Raw genomic sequence first — 20,192 nt, 5'->3', positions numbered from 1 at the left:
TCACCGCGCCATGTTGGCGAAGCGCGAGAGGTGCAACTGGTGCGCAACGGTCACCGTCTTGGTCGGGCCGTTACGGTGTTTGGCGAGAATGAAATCCGCCTCTCCCCCGCGCGGATCGTCCCTTTCGAATGCGTCCGGCCGGTTCAACAGAATCACCATGTCCGCATCCTGCTCCAGCGATCCCGACTCACGAAGGTCAGACAGCATCGGCTTCTTGTCGGTGCGCTGCTCGGGACCGCGATTGAGCTGGCTGATTGCGACCACGGGAACCTCGAGCTCCTTGGCCAAAAGCTTGAGCTGACGGGAGAATTCGGACACCTCGAGCTGTCGCGACTCCACCTTCTTGCCCGACGACATCAGCTGCAGGTAGTCGACCACCACCAGGCGCAGGTCGGCCTTCTGCCGCAACCGGCGCGCCTTGGCGCGGATCTCCATCATCGTCAGGTTCGGCGAATCGTCGATATAAAGTGGTGCCTCGCTGATTTCGCTCATCCGCCGCGCCAGCCGCGTCCAGTCTTCGTCGCTCATCCGGCCCGAACGCATGTCGGCGAGTTTGATTTTCGCCTCCGCCGACAGCAACCGCATGACGATCTCGGACTTGCTCATCTCCAGCGAGAAGATGACGCTGGCCATGCGGTGTTTGATCGAACACGACCGCAGGAAATCCAGGCCGAGGGTGGAGTTATGAGTAGGGACCATCGCCCTGCTCGCCAGATACAGGTGACTGTCGTTGTCCACTTCGACACAACGCACGGCAACCGTATCGACCGGGCGGACGTCCACAATGAAGCGTGATCCAGAACGCGTAGTGCCGGCTACAGCGCGGCGCTCTTTGTGCGCTAGGGCCTTTCGCTCCAACGCGAACACTTTGTCTTCCGTCGAAAAAGTCAGGGTGTAAGCGATGCTGGACGCTTCATTGCGCCCCCGGACGCGCTTGGTCGAGGTTTGGCAGCGATAGCCGAGGCTGACGATAAGCTCGGCGACATCGCACACGAGCCGCTGGTTGGTGACCGAAAACTGCACGGCACCACCCGCTGTCACCGTTCCATCGGTGTCGAGCAAGCCGGCGAGTAGCGCGCGCCGCTGCGTCTCGGATCCCCGCAGGTATTCGGTCGGGATGTGTTTGTTCCCGAGCACGCCGATTGTGCGCAGGCGCGCCTGCAAGGTACCCACAGTCGAGTGACATTTCTGGCACAACCGCAGCCCCGCGGATGGCCCCCCGCAGCGAACGCAGGTGGGGCCCGGCACCGGGGCGGAGACAAACCGTGCCCGGCCACCGCACGATCGTCCACAAGTCCGTACCTGACTAGGTTGTGGAATGAACGACTTGCCGCATACCACGCACTGGCGCGGAGCCTGTTCGGCGCTAGCCGGGAGTCGCAAGTGGTACCGATACCGAGCGGATTCCGACGGAACCGCCACAATGCCGTCCGCTTCGATCCGCATGATGATCTCAGGATCGGCCGCGGTGATCTGGGCTGCGGCACTGGTGCCATCCCCGAGCCAGGCGCCGAGAGTGTAAGGGGGCACCAAGAACTCGCGATCCGGCAGGTCAAGTGCGCGCGCATTGACCACGCTGTGGTTCAGTCGCCGGTCCAGAGTGGGGCAACGCAAGGTTCCGGCGATCTCGGCCGTCGTTCGCACCGCCGCGAAGGTGCGCTGATTCTTGTACCGGTTGTAGCCCGCGGCGGCCGCCCGCGCGGACTTCCGGGACGCACGTGTCTCGGTCAGCCACTGATGCGCGGCGTCGGCGACGATCACCGTCCCGTCGGAGAATTCCACTTCGTAGCATGGCCGTCCCAGCAGCACCTCGGTGGCGGCGACCACCCGCGTCGGCTTCCCATCGGCGCCGAGCAGCTCATCGCCGACCGCGACATCGCCCATCGTCGTCCACCCGGTCGGCGTGGGCAGCGGCGTATCCAACGCCAGGGCCTTCCCGACTCCAGGCCTGGCCGCCACAATGATCATCTGCCCGGCGTGCAGACCGTTGGTCACCTCGTCGAGTTCGGTGAAACCCGTCGGCACCCCGCGCGCCACGCCGCCGTTCGACGCGATGGCGTCGATCTCGTCCATCGTCGGCTGCAGCAGATCCTCGAGCGGAACGAAATCCTCCGTCGTCCGCCGGTCGGCCACCTCGTAGATCTCGGCCTGCGCGCGGTCGACCACCTCGGCCACATCGGCACCCTCGGCGCCCGCGTAGCCGTACTGCACCACACGGGTTCCGGCCTCGACCAGGCGCCGCAGTAACGCCTTCTCGGCGACGATGGTCGCGTAGTAGCCCGCGTTGGCCGCGGTGGGCACCGTCGAGATCAGCGTGTGCAGATACGGCGCGCCGCCGATCCGGCGCAGCAGGTTGCGGCGGTCCAATTCCGCGGCGACCGTGACGGCGTCGGCCGGCTCACCGCGCCCGTACAGGTCCAGGATCGCGTCGTAGACGTTCTGGTGCGCGGGGCGGTAGAAGTCGCCGGGCCGCAGCCGCTCGAGCACGTCGGCGATGGCGTCCTTGCTCAGCAGCATGCCGCCCAACACCGCCTGCTCCGCCGCCATGTCCTGCGGTGGCTGACGCCCGAAGTCCTCGCTGGGCGACGACGCATCCATGCCCGACGTCAGATCATCGACGACCGCCATGGATTCCCTTCTCCCGCGCTCCACTCATCCGAACATACATTCGACAACCGACATTGAGGGTAGGTCAAGGTCCTGACACCTTCGCCTCAGAGCGCCCACACGCTCGGCGCCGGGACGACGTTAGACGTTGCTGGCTACTAGGTAAAAGGGGTGCTGTTCATGAAGCTGTGCATCGTGTGTGCATATACATCGACACCTGTGTTGAGCGGGGTGTGGAGAACCTGTGGATTAAAGCAAAGGGCCAGGACATAGGTGCAGATACCGGCCATACAACGCCATGAAAACCATGTGGACAAGAATCTCTACGGCGTGTCGGGCCGGGTTACGGTCCCGGGCGTGTTGGCTTTCCGCCATATTTTCCCAGCGTTACGGGCCGGTAACGCGGACCGTTCGGATGCGGCCCAGAAATCGTTCGCTACGGAGCACGTCCGCGACCACCCGTGGCAAACAACGGCCGCAAGCCCGCAGCGCAAAAAGCCCGGCGGCGGCCGATCAAGGCCACCGCCGGGAATGAGCAAATGTCGGGTGCTTAGCTCTGCGCGACCACTTCGAGCGCGACCTCGACGTCGACCTCGGGGTGCAGGTGCACCGCCACCGGGTGAGTACCGAGGGCTTTGATGTGCGACTTCGGCAGCCGGACGATCCGTTTGTCCAGGTTGGGACCGCCGGCCTTCTTGATCGCGGCGACGACGTCGCCGGCGGTCACCGAGCCGAACAGCTTCCCGGAATCCGCCGCGGTCTTCACCGGCAGCGAGACCGGTCCCAGCGCCTCGATCGCCGTCTTGAGTTCGTTGGCGTGGCCGAGGTCGCGCACCGCCTTGGTTTCGCGGGCCCGGCGGATGTCGTCGGCCTGCTTCTGCGCGCCGCGCGAGGCCACGATCGCCAGTCCGCGCGGGAGCAGGTAGTTGCGGCCGTAGCCATCCTTGACCTCGACAGTGTCGCCGACGGTACCGAGGTGGTCGACGTCAGCCGTCAGAATCAGCTTCATCGTTCGTAACTTTCAGTTGGCCTTCGACGCCTACCGCGCCGAGGAGGTGAAGGGCAGCAGCGCCACTTCGCGGGCATTCTTCACCGCGATGGCGATGTCGCGTTGGTGCTGCACACAGTTGCCGGTGACGCGACGCGCACGGATCTTGCCGCGCTCACTGATGTAGGTGCGCAGCAGCGCGGTGTCCTTGTAGTCGATCGCTTGATCCTTCTTGGCGCAGAAGACACACTTCCGCGCCTTGACCGGCTTTTCCGGAGCCGGGCGCCGCTTGTTGGACTTGGCCATGTCTGTCTTTCTTTCCCTTTTCTACTGCTGAAGTTCTTAGAAGGGCGGTTCGTCGTCGCCGCCGCCGAACGAGCCCGATGCCGGCGCGCTGCCCCACGGGTCGTCGGCCGGTGCGCTGGTCGCGGGCGCCGCCTGCTGGCGGGATCCACCGCCGCCACCACCGCCGAAGCCGCCGCCGCCACCGCCACTGCGCGAGGCCTTGTTGACCTTGGCCGTGGCATAGCGCAGCGAGGGGCCGATCTCGTCGACCTCGACCTCGACGACGGTGCGCTTCTCACCTTCGCGGGTCTCGAACGAACGCTGCTTGAGCCGGCCCGTGACGATCACACGGGAGCCGCGGGTGAGGCTTTCGGCGACGTTCTCGGCGGCTTCCCGCCAGATGTTGCATCGCAGGAACAGCGCCTCGCCGTCCTTCCACTCCCCGCTCTGGCGGTCATAGATCCGAGGCGTCGACGCCACCGTGAAATTCGCGACGGCGGCACCCGACGGAGTGAACCGCAGTTCTGGGTCTGCGGTCAGGTTTCCGACGACGGTGATAGTGGTGTCACCAGCCACAGTTTCCTCCTCGTTCCACGCTGTTGCTCGCCGCTCCGGTAGTGGATGTCATGAGCGTGTCCTCGCTGAGCCTACGCAGGTGCGCCCCGCCGTGGGTCCACGGCGCGGCCACGATTGTTAGTGCTTGTCGGTGCGCATCACCTTGGTGCGCAGTACCGACTCGTTGAGGCTCAGCTGGCGGTCGAGCTCGGACACCGTCGCGGGCTCGGCTTTCAGGTCGACGACGACGTAGATGCCTTCGGCGTGCTTGGCGATCTCGTAGGCCAGCCGGCGCCGGCCCCAGATGTCGACCTTGTCGACGGATCCGCCATCCTTGCGGACGACGTTCAGGAACGTCTCCAAGGACGGGGCAACGGTGCGCTCGTCGAGCGTGGGGTCAAGAATGACCATGATTTCGTATGGACGCATGGAAACCTCACCACCTCCTCTGGTCTCAAGCGGCCACGGTCGATCCGTGGCAGGAGGGTCGCCTGCGTCGGCAACCGCCCCAGGCTACCGGATACCGGGCTGACCAGAAAATCCGCGCGACGGCGCAACCCCGCTACCGCCGGGCGGCCATGTATTCCTTGACCCTGGCCAGCGTCGCCGGATCGGCCTTGGCGAGCGCACCGGAATCGAATGGCGGCTGCGGGTCGTATTCGATGAGCAGCTGAGCGGCCTGCGCGGCCTGGCGGTCGACGAGCAACTCCACCAGCCGCAACGCCATGTCGATGCCGCTGGACACCCCGGCCGCGGTGATGATCCGCTGCGGCAGGTGCTCGACGACCCGCTCGGGCACGTAGCGCGCGCCCAAATTGTTGAGCAGGTCGGCGGCGCCCCAGTGGGTGGTGGCGGTCAGCCCCTCGAGCAGTCCGGCCGCAGCCAACAGCAATGAGCCGGTGCAGACCGAGGTGGTGAACCTGGTGTTCGGATGCACCGCCCGCAGCCAGTCCCGGATGGCCTCGTCGTGGATCAGTTGGCGGGTACCGATGCCGCCGGGAAACACCACCACTTCCGGGGCGCTCACCTCATCGAAAGTGGCGTCGCAGGTGACGCCGAGCATTCCGTTGTCGGTCCGCACCTCACCGCGGCGGTGCCCGACGAACACGGCCTCGATCGACGGAATGCGTTGCAGCACGTCGTAGGGCCCCACCGCGTCCAGAGCGGTGAAGCGCGGAAAGATCGGGATGGCGACCTGGGTCATGTCATGGCGCCAGTGCCGGTTGTTCGTCGGCGTCCTCGGGCACGGGGGCGCTCGCGCGGCGTGAGCCCACCGGCCGCAGCCAGTCCGGCAGCCAGCCCGGCGGGGCGTCGGGTGCGCGGTCGAACGGCCCGCCCGCCGGGTCGTCCACCCGTCCGCCCCAGCGCACCAAATCCTCGTCGGGCCGGTAGATCTGGCGGATCACCAGCGCGCACAACGCGATGACCGCGACGTCACGCAACAGCACCGTGGTGGTGAAGAACTGCTCGGGCAGCGAACGATTGGGATTGCCGTACAGGTAATACATCCGCGGCACCCACACCAGCGCGTCGATGGTCATCCACGCCAGCAGCACCCGTCGATGCGGCAGAGCCAGCACCGCCAGCGGCACCAGCCACAGCGAGAACTGCGGACTCCACACCTTGTTGGTCAGCAGGAAAGCAGCCACCACCAAGAACACGACCTGCGCCACCCGCGGTCGCCGCGGAGCGGTCAGGATGATGAATGCGATTGCCGCACAACACGTCACGAACAACACCGCGACGACCGTGTTCAACACCGTCGGCGGTTGCCAGAAACCCAGCTTGGGATCGAAACCCCGCCAGCCGGTGAACGACTTCACGACGTTGTACAACGAGTCCATGTCGTCGCCGCGTCGCGTATTGAGCCGGAAGAACTCCGACCATCCGCGCGGAAAGAACACCAGCACGGGCAGGTTCACCAGCAGCCAGGTCACCACGGCCGCCGCCGCGGTGCGGCCCCACGCCCGCAGCCGCCCGGTCCGGATTCCCAGCAGCAGCATGGGACCCAGGAACAGCAACGGGTACAGCTTTGCCGCCGCCCCCAACCCGATTAGCACACCGGCCAGCATCGGCCTGCGCCGCGCCCAGGCCAGCAATCCGGCCATCGCGAAACCCGTTGCCAGCGCGTCGAAGTTGGTGAAGATCTGAAAGATCAGCACCGGCGACGCCGCCACCAGGGCCGCATCCCAGACCCGCCGCCCGGCCAGGCCCGCGGACGCCCAGACGGTGGCCAGCCAGGCCAGCGCGAGTCCGAACGCCGAGACGTTGAAGAACATCACGACCTCGGCGACCACCGGAAGCGGGGCCAGCTTGCTCAGCGCCGTGTAGGTCTTGGCCAGCGCCATCGACACGTACTGGTACATCCCCGTCAGCACGGGATACTCCATGTACCGCACTGCGGGCCGGCCGTCGTAGCGGATCTGCTGGGCGCCGGTGGAGTCGGTCTCGATCCAGCTCGACTTGTACGGAAATTTGCCCTGGCTCAACAACTCCGCGCCGTAGAGCGGCACCGTGTCGGAATAGCACAGCTCGTAGTAGGCGCGCTGGTTGTCCCAATTGGCCACGCGCTGATCGCCGGTGCCGGTGCCGGTGCTTTGCAGGCAGGCCGCCTTGGTCGACCAGCCGAGCGCCAAAAAGACCAACCCGATCAGGAACATCACCCGCAGCGGCGTCATCAACCGAGCGCGGCCGATCAGCGCGTGCCGGCCGACGGGACCCCCGACGACGTCGGCGAGCGCGGCGCCCAGAAAGTCGGTGCGGCTCGGGCAGTCTCGGTTGTCGGCGCTGCGTAGGTCCGCGGCCAACGGCCGCGGTGAAATGGTGGCTCCGTGTTCCGCGTCCCCGGTCACGGCGGCGGGGGCGGCGCTTGGGGCCCACCCGGCGGGACACCGCCGCCCGGCTCCGGAGCGCCCGGCGGGCCGCCGCCGGGCGGCGGTGGCGCGAGCGTGATCGTGGTGGGCGGGCCGACCGGGATGGTGATGCCCGGCGCCACTTCGATGGTGGGCTGAATGACGGTTTCGGCCGGCGGCTTCGGCGGGGGCGGCGGCGCCGGCACGCCCGCGTAGCCGCCGATCTCGGTCGGCTTGGGGAAGGATTCGTTGGAGGTGCCCTTGAGCGCGCCGTCCATGGTGGCCTTCCAGATATCCGATGGCAGCCCCGACCCATAAACCGGTGCGCCCGAGGCCGTTACGAGCGGTTCGTCGCCTTTGGCGGTGCCCAGCCACACGGCCGTCGACAGCGATGGCGTGTAGCCGACCATCCAGGCGTCCTTGTCCGAGTTGGTGTCACCCAGCTGCGTGGTGCCGGTCTTGGCCGCCGATGGCCTGCCGCCGGCGAGGGCGTGGCCGCGCGAGTAGCTGGCGATCGGTGCCATGGCGGCGGTGACGTTGTCGGCGACGGCCTTGGGGATGCGCTGCTCGCCGTTGTCCTCGGACTTGCTCGCATCGAACAGCACCTGGCCGTCGGAATTGACCACCTTCTGCACGAAATGCGGCCGATGATAGACGCCGGAGGCGGCCAGCGTGGCATACGCCGAGGCCATGTCGATCACCCGGGTTTGATACTGGCCCAGCACGATTCCGTTGTTCGGTGGTCCACCCTTGCCGTCCTCGGACAGGGTGTGGGGGACGCCGGGGAAGCTGGTCGCGACGCCGGCCCGGTGCGCGGCGTCGGCCACGGCCTGCGGTCCGCCCTTGAGCTTGAGCATCAGCCGGTAATACGAGGTGTTCAACGATTGCTTGAGCGCCTGGGCGATGTTGCACGTCCCGCAGCTTTCGCCCTCGACGTTCGTGATCTTGATGCCGTCGACGGTCAACGGCGAACTGTCCACCTGATAACCCAGGCCGATCCCCTGCTCGAGCGCGGCGATCAGGCAGAACACCTTGAACGAGGAACCGGTCTGCAACCCGGCCTGAGCGAAGTCGAAGCCGTTGGCGTCGCTGCCGCCGTAGTAGGCGCGGATGGAGCCGTCGTGCGGATCGACCGACACCACCGCCGTGCGCATGTCGGGGTCTTGGCCGTCGAGGTATTTCGACACGGCCTTCTCGGCGGCCTGCTGGGCCTTGGGGTCGATGGTGGTGGTGACCTGAAGCCCCTGGGTGTTCAGCGTCCGTTCGTCGATGTTGAACAGATCCATCAGTTCTCGGGTCACCTGGCGCTCGATGAGCCCGTTGGGCCCGGTCGTCTGGTTCTGTGCGCGCGCCTGATCGGGCGGCACGGTCTGCGGGAACACCTGCGCGGCACGGTCGTTCGACGACAGCGCCTTGGTCTCCACCATGCCGTCGAGCACCCAGTTCCACCGCGCCAGGGCGCCCTTGGGGTCGACGGCCGGGTCCAGGGTGGAGGGCCGCCGAATGAGGGCCGCCAGCAGTGCCCCCTCCGATACGGTGAGCTGCTCGACCGGCTTGTCGAAGTAGGCCTTCGATGCCGCGGAGATGCCGTACGCGCCGCGCCCGAAGTAGATGATGTTCAGATAGGACTGCAGCACTTCGTCTTTGGACCACTCCCCCGACATCTTGGTGGCGATGACCAATTCCTTGGCCTTGCGCATCAGGCCGCTGATGCCGTGCTGCGCCGACCCGACGAGGGCGTTCTTCACGTATTGCTGGGTGATCGTCGATCCACCCTGCAGGTCCCCGCTGCCGAAGAGGTTGTTGTTCACCGCCCGCGCGAAGCCGCTGAAGTCGAAGCCGGGATTGGAATAGAAGTTGCGGTCTTCGGCGGCGATCACCGCCTGGCGGACGTGCACGGGCACTTGGTTGAGGTTGACGTCGACTCGATTGCCTTCCGGCGGAATGATTTTGGCGATCTCCGAGCCGTCGCTGGCCAGGATGGTCGACACCTGGTTGGTGCGAAGGTCCCCCGGCTTGGGAATGTCGACGATGAAGTACGCCATCGCGAAGGTGACGATCGGTAACAGCACCAGCACGGCCGCACACAGGTAGGCGGCGCGGCGCACCCACAGCCAGTTGATCTGCTGGGTCCAGGCCCAGTCGCGCCACGGTCCGGCCGCCCGCCTGCCGGGTCCGCCGGATCCGCCGGGCCGGCCAGGCCGCGGCGGCGGCGGAGGAGGTCCGCCGGGTGGGCGACCTCCGGAGCCGGCGCGCTGCTGCCGGCCCGACGCCGGCCCGCGGCTGTCCAAGGCGGCCTTGACCTCGTCGATCGCGTCACGGCGCAACGGCGTCGACGGCGGGCCGGCCAAGGCGGCTTTGACTTCGTCGATCGGGTCGGAGCGCCGCGGCGCCTGGTCGTCTCTGACCGCCGGCAGGATCGTGGTCAGGCGATCGTCGGGCGGCCCCTGCCGGCGGCGGTTGGACGGTCGCGGCGCATTGCGCTGTCCGGGATCCTGCGGACGGTCGTCGTTGTCGCGGTTGCCCACCCGCTCGGAACCTGGCCCACGTTGGTCACCGGACGACTGGCTGTGCCGTCCTTCGTCATTCGAGCTCATTCAGTGGCCGTGCGGGCGCCGTTGCGCGCCGCCCGCGAGCGCCCGCTGCCCCTGGGAGGAGATGCCGGGCGCGCGGCGCCGAGCACGTATGACTTGACGAGGTGGTTCCAGCTGCACGTGCGGCACACCTCCACCACGTGGACCGCGAACTCCTCGAAGCGGGTGGCCAGCATCACCAACTCCTCGGCGGTCCGCGCCGAGCCCGAGACCGGGCCCAGGTGTTCGCCGAACACCCACGAGACCAGGGTCAGCTGCTCCTTGCGGCAGATCGGGCACATGACCTGGCTCGTTTTCCCGTGAAACTTGGCGGCGCGCAGCAGATACGGGTTCGCGTCACACACCTCGGACACGCCCGTCCGGCCCGAATACACCTGGGCCAGCAGTGAGCGCCGCCGAAGCGCGTAATCCACCACTTGTCGCTGCAGTCGCACGCCCACCAGAGTACGACGCCATCCCGACCAGTGATACGCAACCAAAACTGTGGCGGCCCTGCCGCGGTGCTCGGTGTCGGTTTCTGCGCCCAATGCGAGCCGGACTTCTACGATCATCCCGTGGCGAAATGGCTCGGGACACCGCTGGCCGGCGGGTTGACGGCGACCACCCGCGCCAGGGACAGCGACCGTCAGGACACCTGCACGATCCTCGACAACGCGCTGAGCGACGGCGAGGTCTCCGCCGAGGAGCATCGGGAAAGGGTCAGCGCGGCCACCAAGGCGGTGACGCTGGGCGACCTGCAGGCTCTGGTGCGCGATCTGCAGTCCAACACCGGGCGGGAACTGCCCGCCCTCGACTCGCGGCCCCGGCGGCCGCGGCTGGCCGGGTGGGGCGCACCGGCCGCCGCCTTCGTCGTCTCGGTCCTGCTGGGCATGGGGATCGGATGGGGCCTCTACGGCAACACCCGCTCGCCGCTGGACTTCACCACGGACCCGGGAGCGAAGCCCGACGGCGTCGCCGCCGTGGTCCTGACGCCGCCGACGCAACTGCACTCGGTCGGCGGGCTCACGGGATTGCTCGAGCAGATGCGCAAACGGTTCGGCGACACCATGGGCTACCGGCTGGTGATCTACCCGACGTATGCGGCGTTGGACCGCCCGGACCCCTCCGACGACCGGCGAATCCTTGCTTACACTACCGGGGCGGATGGGGCGATCCGACCAGCTCGGCCAAGAGTTCCTCGGACGGTCCGGCGCCGGTCGACCTGAGCAAATTCGACGTCAACGCGGCGGTGGGCATCATGCGCGGCGCCCCGCAGACCCTGCGCATGAAGCCGTCCGACGTGAAATCGACGTACCTGATCGTCGAGCCGGCAAAAGACCCGACCACACCCGGGGCGCTGACACTGTCGCTCTATGTCTCCAGTGACTACGGCGGCGGCTACATCGCATTCGGCGGTGACGGCACCGTCAAACAGATGAGTTTGCCCACGTAACGCCCCGTCCCCCCGGCGTAACTCGACCCCCGGTGGGCTGTGACGAACTGCAAACCAACACCGCGTGGTGTTGTGGCTAATATATCGGGACGATACGATTGCGCGAGGCGTCGGACCGTCGTAACTAGCCATGCAAACCGTCTTGTGAGGGGGTGAATCGATGCTGGAGCTTGCCATCCTGGGTCTCCTCATCGAGTCGCCCATGCACGGCTACGAGTTGCGCAAACGGTTGACCGGTTTACTCGGCGCGTTCCGGGCGTTTTCGTACGGTTCGCTCTACCCGGCCCTGCGTCGCATGCAGGCCGAAGGGTTGATCGCCGAGGACGCCGCGCCGGCCGGGACGCCTGTCCGGCGGGCCCGGCGCGTTTACCAGTTGACCGACGAGGGCCGTCGGCGTTTCGGTGAGCTGGTGGCCGACACCGGTCCGCACAACTACACCGACGACGGCTTCGGGGTACACCTGGCCTTCTTCAACCGGACTCCGGCAGAGGCGCGGATGCGCATTCTGGAAGGCCGCCGCCGTCAGGTCGAGGAACGGCGGGAGGGTCTGCGTGAAGCCGTGGCGCGGGCCAGTAGCTCGTTCGACCGCTACACCCGCCAGCTTCATCAATTGGGGCTCGAGTCCAGTGAGCGCGAAGTCAAGTGGCTCAACGAGCTCATTGCTGCGGAGCGGGCTATGCCCGGCCTCTCCGAGCAAACATAATCCCCCGCACGAACCCAGCATCCAGTCAGAGGTCAGAGGTTAGGAGAACGCCCATATGAGTGAGCAGAACGCGCCGCTTGCGTCGACGGAGGTACGAGTCGCCATTGTCGGCGTCGGTAACTGCGCGTCTTCGCTGGTTCAGGGCGTGCAGTACTACTACGACGCCGACGAGAACAGTACCGTGCCCGGCTTGATGCACGTGAAGTTCGGCCAGTACCACGTGCGCGACGTGAAGTTCGTCGCCGCGTTCGACGTGGACGCCAAGAAGGTCGGGTTCGACCTGTCCGAGGCCATCTTCGCCTCGGAGAACAACACCATCAAGATCGCCGACGTGCCGCCCACCAACGTGACGGTGCAGCGCGGCCCGACGCTCGACGGCATCGGCAAGTACTACGCCGACACCATCGAGGTGTCCGATGCCGACCCCGTCGACGTGGTCAAGGCGCTGCGCGAGGCCAACGTCGACGTGCTGGTGTCCTACCTGCCGGTGGGCTCGGAGGAGGCCGACAAGTTCTACGCCCAGTGCGCCATCGACGCCGGCGTGGCATTCGTCAACGCGCTGCCGGTGTTCATCGCGTCGGACCCGGTGTGGGCCAAGAAGTTCGCCGACGCGGGTGTGCCGATCGTGGGCGACGACATCAAGAGCCAGGTCGGCGCGACCATCACCCACCGCGTGATGGCCAAGCTGTTCGAGGACCGCGGCGTGCAGCTGGACCGCACCATGCAGCTCAACGTCGGCGGCAACATGGACTTCCTCAACATGCTCGAGCGCGAGCGGCTGGAGTCCAAGAAGATCTCCAAGACGCAGGCCGTGACCTCCAACCTGCAGCGCGAGTTCAAGACCAAAGACGTGCACATCGGCCCGTCCGATCACGTCGGCTGGCTCGACGACCGCAAGTGGGCCTACGTCCGGCTCGAGGGCCGGGCCTTCGGTGACGTGCCGCTGAACCTGGAGTACAAGCTCGAGGTCTGGGACTCGCCGAACTCCGCCGGCGTCATCATCGACGCGGTGCGCGCCGCCAAGATCGCCAAGGACCGCGGCATCGGCGGCCCGGTGATCCCGGCGTCGGCCTACCTGATGAAGAGCCCGCCGCAGCAGCTGCCCGACGACATCGCGCGCACCCAGCTCGAAGAGTTCATCTCGGGCTAACGCTCCTTCCTTGCTCCGCGAACGTCGAGTTGTTGCGGCGACACGCCGTGCAGGCGGCCAACAACTCGACGTTCGGCCGGGGGTGAGGGCGTACCTCGGCGGGGGTTGAGGGCGCACTTCGGCCGGGGTTGAGGGCGTACCTCGGCCGGGGTTGAGGGCGCAATAGCCGATTCATCGACACAACGCTGTGCGGGTGCTTAGCATCATCTCTCGATGACCGTTCAACCCGCGGCGTTCCTCCGCACAACGCTGCCCCTCGACCTGTCGCGGCTCGGCGAACTCGACAGCGGCCGCTACCACTCGATTTGGCTGCCCGACCATATGGTCAGCTTCTGGCCCGACTCGATCTGGACTCCCGAGTTCACCGACCTGGCTACCGCGTCCCCATCGCCGCACCGTCACCTCGACGGGCTCGCGGTCGCGGCCGCGGCGGCCGTGCTGACCGAGCGGGTGCCGATCGTCAGCGCCGTGGTCGACACCGTGCGCCGCCATCCCGTGATGCTCGCGCAGACGGCGCTGACCATCGATCACCTCGCCAAGGGGCGCTTCATCCTCGGCCTGGGCAGTGGCGAGAGCGAAAACACGCTGCCCTACGGTTTCGACTTCTCCCGTCCGGTCAGCCGATTCGAGGAGGCTTTGACGGTGATCCGGCTGCTCTGGCGCAGCGACGGCCCGGTCGATTTCGACGGCCAGTTCTACTCGCTGCACCACGCCCGACTGGACACCGAACCCTACGAAGGCCGGCCTCCGCAGATCTGGATCGGCGCCAGCGGCCCGCGGATGCTCGACATCGCCGGCAGGCACGCCGACGGGTGGTGGCCGGCGGGCGCCTGGACTCCCGGGCACTACGCCGAGATGCTCACCGCGGTGAGGACATCCGCGGAACGCGCCGGCCGCGACCCGATGGCGATCACACCGTCGTTCATCCAGGTGTGCCTGATCGGCGAGGACGACGCGGCCCTCGCCGAGATCCTGCAGGCTCCCCTGGTCAAGGCGTTTCTGCTGCAGGTGTCCGCGAAGACGTTGCGCGACTTCGGTTTCGAACACCCCATGGGCGACGGTTGGCGTGGCTTTCAGGACATCGACCCCGCGGTGCTCACCCGGGACCGCATCGCCGAGTTCCTGGGCAAGGTGCGGCCCGAGATGGTGCTGTCCGTCGTGCCCCACGGGACACCGAAAGAGGTCGCCAGAATCGTCAAGACCTATGTGGACGCCGGCCTGCGCGTACCCAAGATCCTCGACTACGGCGCCATGGCCGGGCTGGCCTACGCGCAGACCTCGGCGGCGAACGTCCGCGCCGCCGAGGACGAACTCATGCGGCTCTGCGGAGACCCGTCGTGACAACGCTTTTGGACGCCGCGGAGTTGCTCGCCGCCGCCGAGGCCGAAACCGGACTGCACGACTACGGCGACCCGACATTGCCGGAGCGCTTCGCCGTCGCCGTCGACCATCTCAACGGCCTCGGCCTGGACGCCGACGGCAGATTCGAAGCCGCGCAGGTATGTCGATGGCTGCTGACCTCGCGGCTCGAACTCATCGAAGACCGCAACCGCTACCCGATCGCCGAGGAAGTGATCGATTCGCCGATGTTCGTCACGGGCGAACCACGCTCGGGGACAACGCTGATGCACGCCCTGATGTCGGTCGACCCGGGCGCTCGGGCGCTACGGTTCTGGGAGGTGATGTATCCGTCCCCGCCGCCGGGACTCGCGGGACCCGACGACGAGCGCCGGGCACGCGCCGACGCCGACTGGCGCGAGATCAACGCGAAGATGCCCAAATGGCTGCGCAGCCATCCCTACAACGACATGCTGGGCGACGGCCTGCCCGAGGACGAACGCACCTGGGCGTTCGACTTCCGCGTCATGACACCCACCGCGTGGTGGCGGGTGCCCATGCAGTCACTGGTCGGGGGCCTGGCCACCGACCCGGACGCACAGTACCGGCTACACAAGGCCATGCTGCAACAGCTCCAATACCGCAGGCCGCGAAAGTATTGGGTGCTGAAGGGCTTTCACGGATTCCGGCTCAAGGAGCTGTTCGACACCTATCCCGACGCGCGGATGGTCTGGTTGCACCGCGACCCCGTGCAGGTCGCCGCCTCACGCACCATGATGATGGCCGACATCGCCGAAGGCATGGTCGGCACCGTCGACCTGCACGCCTTGGCCAAGATGCATCTGGAGTTGACGCGCGCCGGCGTCGCCAACACCATGAGCAACCCGCTGGTCGATGATCCCCGCATCCTGCACCTCCGCTACGCCGACTTCATCACCGATCACGTTGGCGCCGTGCGGCGTTACTACACGTTCTGCGGTCGCGAACTGACCGCCGAGGCGGAGGCGGCGATGCGCGCGTACCTGGCCGACAATCGCGGCGACCGCTACGGCAAGTTCCACTACTCCACGCAACTGCTCACAGACATCGGAGAAGACCTCGACGCCCTGCACGCCGAATTCAAGCCCTTCCGCGACCGGTTCGGCGTCGCGATCGAAAAACGGGGCTGACATGACGGGCGCACACCAACGGCTGTCCGTCCACAACGTCACCTTCTACGGCGCTTCGCTGGCCGAGCTGCACGAGCACTGGGCGACGCTCGGCGTATCCCGGTTGAGCATCCTGGACGGCCAGCTGCTCGACCCGGAGTTGTCAAAACTGTTTCGGCACAACGACTATACCGTGGAGGCGGTGTACCACCTCTTCGCCGAGGGCTGCCTGACCTCCGACGCCCACGCCGCCCGGGATGCGCTGTCCGCCGTCATCGACGCGGCGGCCGAGGTGGGCGCGCACACGGTCTACATGCTCACCGGCGGACGCGGAGACCTGACCTGGAACCAGGGCGCCGAGCGCTTCTGCGAGATGGTCGCGCCGTGCGCCGCGCGCGCGAAGGCCACCGGAGTGGCGCTGGCGATCGAGAACGCGTCCAGCCTGTACGCCGACATCCACGTCGCCCACACCCTGCGAGACACCGTCGCCCTGGCGGAGATGTGCGACCTACAGGTGTGCATCGACGTGTTCCACTGCTGGGCCGAAGGCGATTTCGATGCCCAGGTGCAACGGGCGCTACCGCGCACGGCGCTCATCCAGCTGAGCGACTACGTGCTCGGCGACCGGGCGCTGCCGAACCGTGCGGTCCCCGGCGACGGCGCCATCCCCATCGAAACGTTCGTGGCCCGGGTGCTCGCCGGCGGTTACAACCACGGCTTCGACCTGGAGCTTATCGGGCCCCGCATCGACCGCGAGGGCAGGCTCGAATCGTCCCGGCGCGCATGCGATGTCGTCGGCGCGATGCTGGCCAGGCTGGGGGCGTGAGCATGGCCTTCGGTGACGGTCCGGACGACGCGGCCCTCCAGGAAGCCTGGACCGAATTCTGCGAGCGGCTGCGGCGCGCCGGCGAGCGCGTCTTCAAGGACCCCAACCCCACGTCGGGCAGTCATCGCGTCGACGCCTACCGGTTCCTCACCCAAAACCTCGGCCAGGCCTTCGACCTGGCCCTCGAAACTCGCGACACCGGCTACCCCGCGCTGCACACCTTCAGCGGCCCCACCCGCAAGCTCGGCGGTGACTGCGCCGACTTCACCTATCAACAGGCCTGGATCGACGGGCACTCGACCTACCGGCTCACCGGCACCCGCGGCACCGCGCGATTCTTCAACGTCACCGTGCAGGGCCGACGCACCCCCGGACCCGGCGTGCTGCACGAACCCTTCGGCGACACACCGGAAGCCAACCTGCTCGGCCATCAGCTCCGCACCGGCGAAGACGGGGCGTTCGAGCTCTACATCGGCGGTCCGGAGCGCGGGCCGAACTGGCTGCCCACCACGTCCGGCTCACGAAAGCTGTTCATCCGCCAAGGGTTTGACCGCTGGGACGAGCTCCCCGCGCAGCTACGCATCGAGCGCGTCGACATGGCCGGCCCCAAACCGCTGCCCACGCCCGCCGACATGGTCGAGGCGATGCGGTGGGCCGGCGATTTCGTCACCGGCCTGATGTCGGATTGGCCCGAGTTCCCATTCCAATACGGCGGCGTCGACGCCGACCACCCGAACAGGTTTAACGGCGCCGGCGCGACCGACGCCGACACCAAGCGCGGCCGAGCCGCCACCAACATGTATTGGGAGCTGGCCGCCGACGAGGCGCTGATCGTCGAATTCGACGCCCACGACGGGTTGTGGATGTTCACCAACATGGGCGTCTTCTTCAACAGCATGGACTACCTGTACCGCCCGGTGAGCTACACGCCGAGCCGCACCAAGATCGACCGCGACGGACGCATCCGGCTGGTGATGGCTCACCGTGATCCCGGCGTGCACAACTGGCTCGACACCCAGGGCTTCGAACGCGGCAACCTGACCTATCGGCACATGCTCGAGGGCGAACCCGCCGCGCTGGACACCCGGGTGGTCAAGTATGACGCGCTGCGCGGCGCGCTCCCCGAAGGAACCGCCATGGTGAGCGCCGGAGAACGCGCCGCCCAGATGTGGGAACGCTTCCGCGGCATTCGCCGCCGCTATGTCCTCTAGAGCGGTCTAGGGTCAATGATCGTGACCGACGTATCTGAGGACGAACTGGCGCAGCTACCTGAATTCGCGCTGTTGCATGAAAACGCCGAGCAGGCCGGGGTGTCCGGCCCGCTGCCCGACGTCGAGCGCGTCGAATCGGGCAACGGTGAGGGCAAGATCAGCGCGCTGCGCTGGGGCGGCGCCGCGCCGCGCATCGTGTTCATCCACGGCGGCGGACAGAACGCGCACACCTGGGACACGGTCATCGTCGGCCTCGGTGAGCCCGCGCTGGCGGTCGACCTTCCCGGCCACGGCCACTCCGCCTGGCGCGAGGACGGCGACTATTCGCCGCGGCTCAACGCCGACACCTTGCTGCCGCTCCTGCGCCAGCACGCACCGTCGGCCGACCTCGTCGTGGGCATGTCGCTCGGCGGGCTGACCGCGATCCGGCTGGGCGCGGTGGCACCCGAGCTGGTCAAGGAACTCGTGCTGATCGACGTCACCCCCTCGGCGCTGCAACGCCATTCCGAGATGACCAAGGAGCAGCAGGGCACGGTCGCGCTGATGCACGGCGAACGGGAGTTCCCCAGCTTCCAGGCCATGCTGGACCTGACGATCGCCGCCGCACCGCACCGCGAGGTGAAGGCGCTGCGCCGCGGGGTGTTCCACAACTCCCGCAAGCTCGACAACGGCAGCTGGACGTGGCGCTACGACGCCATCCGCACCTTCCCCGACTTCTCCGGCCTGTGGGACGACGTCGACGCGTTGTCCGCACCCGTGACACTCGTGCGCGGTGGCAGTTCGGGCTTCGTCAGCGACGACGACGCGGCCGAACTCGCCCGTCGCGCAAGGCATTTCCGCGGCGCCCACGTGGTCGAGAACTCGGGGCACTCCGTGCAGAGCGACCAACCCCTCGCGCTGATCGACCTGCTGCGCGGGGTGCTCGACGCACCCTGAGCCGTCATGACCGACCACGACCGCAGCGCCAGGGCCTCCGGGCGGCCGCGTGACACCTCGATCGACGAGCGCGTGCTGTCGGTGACCCGTGACCTGTTGGTCGAGGTCGGGTGGGACGGGTTGAGCATGCGCCTCGTCGCGGTGCGGACCGGCGTCGGGCGATCCAGTCTGAACCGTCGCTGGTCGTCTAAGGCGGAACTGGTGCTGCACGCGATCCTCGGTGAAACCCCTGATCTGGCACCGTTTTCCGGTACCGATCTGACCGGCTGGATCGACTGGGTGGTGCGCGGAAGTCACGAGCTGTTCGCCAGGCCCGACGTGCGGGCCGCGGTTCCGGGTCTGCTGTTGGCCCTCGGCGAAAACGACGACTTACGCCGGGATCTGTGGGCAAGGTTCAGCGGGCCGGCCGTGCAGCTTTTCGCCGACGACGTGCAGGCGACGACGTCCGCCAAGCGCCGCCGAGCCGACGTCGACGCCCGGGCAACCCTGGCGATGGCGGCGGGGGCCGCGCTGTTCGTCACGACGGTCGCCGTCGAGGACGACTCCGAGACCCTACGAAACCGGATCGCGCAGCTGTTGATCACGGCCGTCGCCGCGTCGCACCCGCAATGATTCGACGATCGCGGCTTTCGGGGATCGCCACGCGATTCCGAGGTCGCCCACGGTCTTGCTGTCGTCGGTGGGGGTGGCGGCGGTCAGCAGCAGCGCGGCTTCGTAACTGAGGCCGTCGCCGAGCGCGATGTATCGGCCGGCGACGTCGGCCAGGCGGCCGATGCCGCGCAACGCGCCCGGCGATAGCCGCACGCGCCGCACCCGCCGGCCCAGCCCCTCTTCGAGCGCGTCGATCATCTCGTCGAAGGTGAGCAGCTGCCCCCCGCACACGTAGCGGCGCGGGCCGCGGCCGGCCCGCATGATCCGCGCATGCACGTCGGCGACGTCTCGCACGTCGACCATCTGCATGCCGCCGCGCACCTTCGGTGCCACCGCCCACCGCACGATCGGCGCCCACCCTTGTTCGGTGACGCCGGGGGCGGTGCCGAAGGCCGGTCCCACGACGCTCGAGGGGTATGTCACCACGACGGGCGCGCCGGTCTCCTGCAACCGCCGGGCGACCCGGTCGGCGTAACCCTTGGTCTTCGCGTACGCGCTGCGGCCGCACGCCGTGGGCGAGTCGGGCGAAATGGCGCCGTCGGGCGGCGGGAACAGCGCGCTGTAGCTGCTGACCAACACCACCGGGTCGAGCGCGAGGGCGACCGCGCGGGTCAGGATCGCCTCCGTCGCATAGGCATTGACGTCCCACATCAACTGCGCGCGGCGTTCGTCGGTGCCCACGACGCCGGCGGCGTGCAATAGGGCGTCGGCTCCGGCGAGAAGTTCCTCGACGGTCGCGGCGGACCTCACGTCACCGGTCAATACCGTCACGGGACCGAGCGCTCGTAGCCGGTCGAGGACGGCGGTGGGGTCGGTGGGGGCGGCCAACAGCTTCACCTCGTGACCGGCCTGGATCAATGCGCGCACCGTATGCGCGCCGAGATATCCGGTTCCGCCCGTCACGGCTACGAGCATG

General features: G+C 67.5%; 18 protein-coding genes and 1 pseudogene. 9 read left to right on the top strand and 10 right to left on the bottom strand.

Annotation, left to right across the window (positions count from 1 at the left end; all coding sequences use genetic code 11):
* The 9 genes from dnaB to OCQ_RS00340 form a co-directional block, all read right to left on the bottom strand.
* On the bottom strand, positions 1 to 2,628 hold the full coding sequence (dnaB, locus tag OCQ_RS00380) for a replicative DNA helicase (RefSeq protein WP_014383600.1): 2,628 nt from the start codon (positions 2,626 to 2,628) through the stop codon (positions 1 to 3).
* 529 nt (positions 2,629 to 3,157) lie between these two features.
* Positions 3,158 to 3,616: a 50S ribosomal protein L9 gene (rplI, locus tag OCQ_RS00375; RefSeq protein ID WP_008262694.1), complete on the bottom strand. Its 459-nt coding sequence runs from the start codon at positions 3,614 to 3,616 to the stop codon at positions 3,158 to 3,160.
* 30 nt (positions 3,617 to 3,646) lie between these two features.
* A complete protein-coding gene (gene rpsR, locus OCQ_RS00370) occupies positions 3,647 to 3,901 on the bottom strand; it encodes a 30S ribosomal protein S18 (protein WP_003874730.1) in 255 nt (84 codons plus the stop codon).
* A 36-nt stretch (positions 3,902 to 3,937) separates the two neighbouring features.
* On the bottom strand, positions 3,938 to 4,456 hold the full coding sequence (locus OCQ_RS00365; protein ID WP_008262692.1) for a single-stranded DNA-binding protein: 519 nt from the start codon (positions 4,454 to 4,456) through the stop codon (positions 3,938 to 3,940).
* Positions 4,457 to 4,573: 117 nt separating this feature from the next.
* A complete protein-coding gene (rpsF, locus tag OCQ_RS00360; protein WP_007771721.1) occupies positions 4,574 to 4,864 on the bottom strand; it encodes a 30S ribosomal protein S6 in 291 nt (96 codons plus the stop codon).
* A 133-nt stretch (positions 4,865 to 4,997) separates the two neighbouring features.
* Complete coding sequence (locus OCQ_RS00355; protein WP_014383599.1) at positions 4,998 to 5,639, bottom strand: DJ-1/PfpI family protein; 642 nt, start codon at positions 5,637 to 5,639, stop codon at positions 4,998 to 5,000.
* Position 5,640: 1 nt separating this feature from the next.
* Positions 5,641 to 7,287: a glycosyltransferase family 87 protein gene (locus tag OCQ_RS00350; protein ID WP_008262687.1), complete on the bottom strand. Its 1,647-nt coding sequence runs from the start codon at positions 7,285 to 7,287 to the stop codon at positions 5,641 to 5,643.
* A complete protein-coding gene (locus tag OCQ_RS00345) occupies positions 7,284 to 9,884 on the bottom strand; it encodes a transglycosylase domain-containing protein (protein ID WP_139826552.1) in 2,601 nt (866 codons plus the stop codon). Before OCQ_RS00345 ends, OCQ_RS00350 begins: the two co-directional genes overlap by 4 nt.
* Positions 9,881 to 10,315: a DUF5318 family protein gene (locus OCQ_RS00340; protein WP_036396835.1), complete on the bottom strand. Its 435-nt coding sequence runs from the start codon at positions 10,313 to 10,315 to the stop codon at positions 9,881 to 9,883. Before OCQ_RS00340 ends, OCQ_RS00345 begins: the two co-directional genes overlap by 4 nt.
* Before the next feature lie 120 nt (positions 10,316 to 10,435).
* Between OCQ_RS00340 and OCQ_RS00335 the strand changes: the two are divergent.
* The 9 genes and pseudogenes from OCQ_RS00335 (at position 10,436) to OCQ_RS00295 (ending at position 19,237) form a co-directional block, all read left to right on the top strand.
* Positions 10,436 to 11,313, top strand: a pseudogene (locus OCQ_RS00335) (DUF1707 SHOCT-like domain-containing protein).
* A 160-nt stretch (positions 11,314 to 11,473) separates the two neighbouring features.
* Entirely contained in the window at positions 11,474 to 12,016 is a 543-nt protein-coding gene (locus OCQ_RS00330) for a PadR family transcriptional regulator (protein ID WP_003874738.1), read from the top strand.
* 55 nt (positions 12,017 to 12,071) lie between these two features.
* Positions 12,072 to 13,166: an inositol-3-phosphate synthase gene (locus tag OCQ_RS00325; RefSeq protein ID WP_008262662.1), complete on the top strand. Its 1,095-nt coding sequence runs from the start codon at positions 12,072 to 12,074 to the stop codon at positions 13,164 to 13,166.
* Between the two features lie 213 nt (positions 13,167 to 13,379).
* Positions 13,380 to 14,507, top strand: a complete 1,128-nt coding sequence (locus tag OCQ_RS00320; protein ID WP_014383595.1) for an LLM class flavin-dependent oxidoreductase — start codon at positions 13,380 to 13,382, stop codon at positions 14,505 to 14,507.
* Complete coding sequence (locus OCQ_RS00315; protein ID WP_014383594.1) at positions 14,504 to 15,673, top strand: sulfotransferase family protein; 1,170 nt, start codon at positions 14,504 to 14,506, stop codon at positions 15,671 to 15,673. Before OCQ_RS00320 ends, OCQ_RS00315 begins: the two co-directional genes overlap by 4 nt.
* Before the next feature lies 1 nt (position 15,674).
* Positions 15,675 to 16,478, top strand: a complete 804-nt coding sequence (locus OCQ_RS00310) for a sugar phosphate isomerase/epimerase family protein (protein ID WP_014383593.1) — start codon at positions 15,675 to 15,677, stop codon at positions 16,476 to 16,478.
* Between the two features lie 2 nt (positions 16,479 to 16,480).
* Positions 16,481 to 17,689, top strand: coding sequence for a DUF1214 domain-containing protein (locus OCQ_RS00305; RefSeq protein WP_014383592.1), 1,209 nt, complete (start codon positions 16,481 to 16,483; stop codon positions 17,687 to 17,689).
* Between the two features lie 15 nt (positions 17,690 to 17,704).
* Positions 17,705 to 18,625, top strand: a complete 921-nt coding sequence (locus OCQ_RS00300; RefSeq protein ID WP_014383591.1) for an alpha/beta fold hydrolase — start codon at positions 17,705 to 17,707, stop codon at positions 18,623 to 18,625.
* Between the two features lie 6 nt (positions 18,626 to 18,631).
* Positions 18,632 to 19,237, top strand: a complete 606-nt coding sequence (locus tag OCQ_RS00295; protein ID WP_009954176.1) for a TetR/AcrR family transcriptional regulator — start codon at positions 18,632 to 18,634, stop codon at positions 19,235 to 19,237.
* Here the strand turns inward: OCQ_RS00295 and OCQ_RS00290 are convergent.
* A complete protein-coding gene (locus tag OCQ_RS00290) occupies positions 19,178 to 20,191 on the bottom strand; it encodes an NAD-dependent epimerase/dehydratase family protein (protein WP_041784735.1) in 1,014 nt (337 codons plus the stop codon). The genes OCQ_RS00295 and OCQ_RS00290 overlap by 60 nt on opposite strands.
* Position 20,192: the final 1 nt, after the last annotated feature.

The organism is Mycobacterium paraintracellulare (assembly GCF_000276825.1).
Classification (GTDB): domain Bacteria; phylum Actinomycetota; class Actinomycetes; order Mycobacteriales; family Mycobacteriaceae; genus Mycobacterium; species Mycobacterium intracellulare.
This window is presented reverse-complemented; position numbering and strand designations above follow the sequence as displayed.